5 protein-coding genes are annotated in these 3800 nt (G+C 74.9%); all 5 read left to right on the top strand.

All coding sequences use genetic code 11. The features are described 5' to 3' along the window. Positions 1 to 771: lytic transglycosylase domain-containing protein (locus ACVMLK_RS20145; protein ID WP_457487430.1), on the top strand; the 771-nt coding region annotated here is incomplete at its 5' end. 1 nt (position 772) lies between these two features. Then, positions 773 to 1291 (top strand): phosphatidylglycerophosphatase A family protein, encoded by a 519-nt coding sequence (locus ACVMLK_RS20140; protein ID WP_457487429.1) that lies wholly within the window; start codon positions 773 to 775, stop codon positions 1289 to 1291. 5 nt (positions 1292 to 1296) lie between these two features. After that, the gene (locus ACVMLK_RS20135) at positions 1297 to 1800 is read left to right on the top strand and encodes a CinA family protein (protein WP_457487431.1); all 504 of its coding nucleotides are present in this window, start codon (positions 1297 to 1299) and stop codon (positions 1798 to 1800) included. A gap of 82 nt (positions 1801 to 1882) precedes the next feature. Next, positions 1883 to 3091: a sensor histidine kinase gene (locus tag ACVMLK_RS20130; RefSeq protein ID WP_457487428.1), complete on the top strand. Its 1209-nt coding sequence runs from the start codon at positions 1883 to 1885 to the stop codon at positions 3089 to 3091. Positions 3092 to 3166: 75 nt separating this feature from the next. Next, a complete protein-coding gene (secG, locus tag ACVMLK_RS20125) occupies positions 3167 to 3625 on the top strand; it encodes a preprotein translocase subunit SecG (protein ID WP_457487427.1) in 459 nt (152 codons plus the stop codon). Positions 3626 to 3800 lie beyond the last annotated feature (175 nt).

The raw sequence follows: 3800 nt of genomic DNA, 5'->3' as shown, positions 1-3800 counted from the left end.
CCCCAGCCCACCCCCGACGCCGCGGCAACCTTTCTCGACAAGGAGCTGGCGCAGGCGGTGCTGACGCTGGCTGACCTCGGCGACACCGACCGGGCCCGCCTCTTCCTGCTGCGGCTGGAGGAGACCGCGCCGGACCCGGCCGAACAGGTTCTGGCGGCGCGGCTCGCCAACAGCATCGGCCGGCAGGACCATGCCGTCTGGGTCTCCCGCCGCGCCGGGATCGACGGGGTGATGATGCTGCCCGAGGGCTGGCCCATGCCCTACAGCCCGCCCGAAGCCGCCGGGATCGAGCCCGCCTTCGTCCACGCCGTGGCGCGGCAGGAGAGCAACTTCGACCCGGCCGCCGTCTCCTCGGCCAATGCGCGCGGGCTGATGCAACTGCTGCCCGGCACCGCGACCCTGGTGGCGCGCCAGATGGGCGTTGCGCACCAGACCGGCTGGCTGACCAGCCAGCCCGAGCACAATCTGCGCCTCGGCGCGCGCTACCTGGCGGACCAGCTCGGCCGCTTCGGCAACCTGGCCATGGCCGCCGCCGCCTACAACGCCGGCCCCCGCCGCGTCGAGGAATGGATCGCCACCTATGGCGACCCGCGCCAGCCCGGCACCGACCTGATCGACTGGATGGAGCAGATCCCCTTCTCCGAGACCCGCAACTACGCTCAGCGCGTGGTCGAGAACGCGGTGATCTACCGCGCGCTCGGCGGCCAGGGCGAGCTGGACCATCCGCTGAAGCCCTGGTTGCCCCAGGCGCCGGCCGGCGCGGCGCGCTGAGATGGGCGAGCCTGCTCCACCCTCACCGGCGCTCCCCCCGGCCGGCCTGCCCCCCGTCCTCGCTCCGGGCCTGTCGGCGGCCCCGCTGCCGCGGCTGGTCGTCAGCCTGGGCGGCATCGGCCATCTGCGCCCGGCGCCCGGCACCTGGGGCTCGGCCGCGGTGCTGCCCGCCGTGCTGCTCGGACCCGAGGCCTGCCTGATCCTGGCCGCGCTGCTGGGCCTGCTCGGCTGGTGGGTGCTGGAACGGCTGCCGGCGGCGCGGCAGGACCCCTCCTGGGTGGTGATCGACGAGGGCGCCGGACAGGCCCTGGCGCTCGCCGCCCTGCCGGCCGGCGCCGGCGCGCCCGCCATCATCCTGGCCTTCCTGCTGTTCCGCCTGTTCGACATCACCAAGCCGGGCCCGGTGGGCTGGGCCGACCGCCGCAAGGGCGCCGCGGGCGTGATGCTGGACGACATCCTGGCCGGCGCCCTGGCCGGCGCCATCATCCTCGCCCTGCGAGCCGGAGGCCTGCTGCCATGACCGAGATGCTGTTGCCCGGCACCCGCGAGCAGGCCGCCACGCTGCTGCGCGAGCTGCAGGCCCGGGGCCTCACCGTGGCCACCGCGGAGAGCTGCACCGGCGGGCTGGTGGGCGCCACGCTGACCGCCATCCCCGGCTCCTCGGCCACGCTGCTGGCCGGCTTCATCACCTATTCCAACACCGCCAAGGCGCGCATCCTGGGCGTGCCGGAGGCGATGCTGGCCGAGCACGGCGCGGTCAGCGCTCCGGTGGCCCAGGCCATGGCCGAGGGCGCGCTGCGCGGCTGCGAGGCGGATCTTGCCGTGGCCATCACCGGCATCGCCGGTCCCGGCGGCGCCAGGCCGGGCAAGCCGGTCGGGCTGGTGCATTTCGCCGCCGCCCGGCGGGACGCGCCCACCCTGCTGCGGCACGAGGTGTTCCCCGGGGACCGCGACGCGGTGCGCGCCGCCAGCGTCGTCCTGGCGCTGCGGCTGCTGGGCGCGCAGGCCGGCCTCGGCGGCGGGGCATGACGGGCCCGCGGGGACGCGGGATTAGCGCCCGGCCCCGCGGCGCGATATCCATGCCGGGACTGCCAGAGGAGAAGGGGTCAGGATGGACAAGACGCGGGAGCTGACCCTTCGCCTGCACCAGCAGGCCATCATCGCGGAGCTGGGCCTGAGCGCGCTGCGACTGGAGGGGCTGCAACCCCTGCTCGAGATGGCGGCCAGCCTGGCGGGGCGGGGGCTGAGCAGCGATTTCACCAAGGTGCTGCAATACCTGCCCGAGGAGGGGAACTTCCTGCTGCGCGCGGGTCATGGCTGGCGCGAGGGCGAGGTCGGCCGGGCGCGGATCGGCAGCGACCTGGAAAGCCCCGCCGGCTACGCCTACCGCACCGGCAAGCCGGTGATCTCGAACCACCTGGAGAACGAGACCCGCTTCCGGACGCCGCGCCTGCTGGCCGAGCACGGGGTACGGCGGGCGATCAACGTCATCATCCGCGGCAGCGGCGAGCCGTTCGGCGTGCTGGAGGTCGATGGCCGCGACCGGGAGGATTTCACCACCGACGACGTCCACTTCCTCCAGGCCCTGGCCAATACCCTGGGCGTCGCGGTGGACCGCGAGCTGTCGGGCCGCGAGATGGAGCGGCTGCACCGCCTGGCCGAGCGGCGCGCCCGCGAGGCGGAGGAGGCCCTGGCGGCGCGCGACGCCCTGCTGGCCGAGAAGGACCTGCTGATGCGGGAGATCGACCACCGGGTGAAGAACAGCCTGACCATGACCCGCTCGATGCTCTCCATCCAGGCCCGCGCCAGCACCGAGGACACCGCCCGCCAGGCGCTCGAGGAGGCGGCGCAGCGTGTCGCCACCATCGCCCGGGCGCATGACCGCCTGCACCGCAGCGCCCGCATCGGCGTGGTCGAGGTCTCGGATTACCTGGGCGAGCTCTGCGGCGAATTGCGCGCGGCCTCGGGCCTGACCGATGGCGGACGAAGCCTGCATTGCGACGTCGCCTCCCGGGACTGGCCGGCGGACGACGCGGTGCCGATCGGGCTGATCGTCACCGAGCTGGTGACCATCGCCGCGCGCGCCGGCGGGGGCGACCTTCACCTGCGCTTCGGGCCCGGCGCCCAGGGCGCGCTGAGCCTTGAGCTGCGGGACGACGGCCTGCCGCCGGATTTCGATCCCGGCTCCAGCCTGGGCGTGACGATCATCCAGAGCATGAGCCAGAAGCTGAACGGCAGTTTCGTCTGGGGCCCGGCGGCCGGCGATCCCGGCCTGATCTTCGCGCTCACCCTGCCCGGACAGCCCCTGCCCGGCGGATGAGCCCGTGCGATATCGCCGGCCATGCCGCGCTTGGCCCTGGCATCCCGCCGGGGATGCGGCTAAGAGCGCTGCGCCATGATGACCGTCCTGCTCGTCCTGCATCTCTTCGTCACCCTCGCGCTGATCGGCGTCGTGCTGCTGCAGCGCAGCGAGGGGGGCGGGCTTGGCATCGGCTCCTCGCAGGGCATGGGTTCCTTCATGAGCGGGCGCGGCACCGCCAACCTGCTGACGCGCAGCACGGCCGTGCTGGCCACGCTGTTCATGGTCCTGGCCATGGCGATGGCACTTCTCGGGCGCGGCGCGGCGCAGCGCGGCTCGATCCTGGACGTGCCGCCGCCGCCCTCGGTCACTGGCGAGCAGCCCTTGCAGCCGCGGCCGGCCGCCCCGGTGCCCGGCCAGGGGACATCTGGCCCAGGGACATCCGGCCCAGGGACGTCTAGCCCAGGGACGTCCAGTCAGGGAGCGCCGGCCGGCCTGCCCGCCGCGCCCGCCCAGCCGGCGCCACCGCCCCCCGCCGGCGTGCCGACCAACTGAGCCGCCGGCCTCCGGGCCGTGCCTCCGCCGAGACGGGCGCCCGGGAAGACCCCGCGGCGCCCACGCCGTTTTTATGAGGGCCGGCATCCGCCGCGCCCGCGCCCCCCGCGCGGGCCCCCGCGCCCCCCGCGGCCGGGGGGCCGGCCCGGCCGGGGGGGGGTTGCCGCTACGCCGG

It is taken from the genome of Teichococcus aerofrigidensis (assembly GCF_054073225.1).
This window is presented reverse-complemented; position numbering and strand designations above follow the sequence as displayed.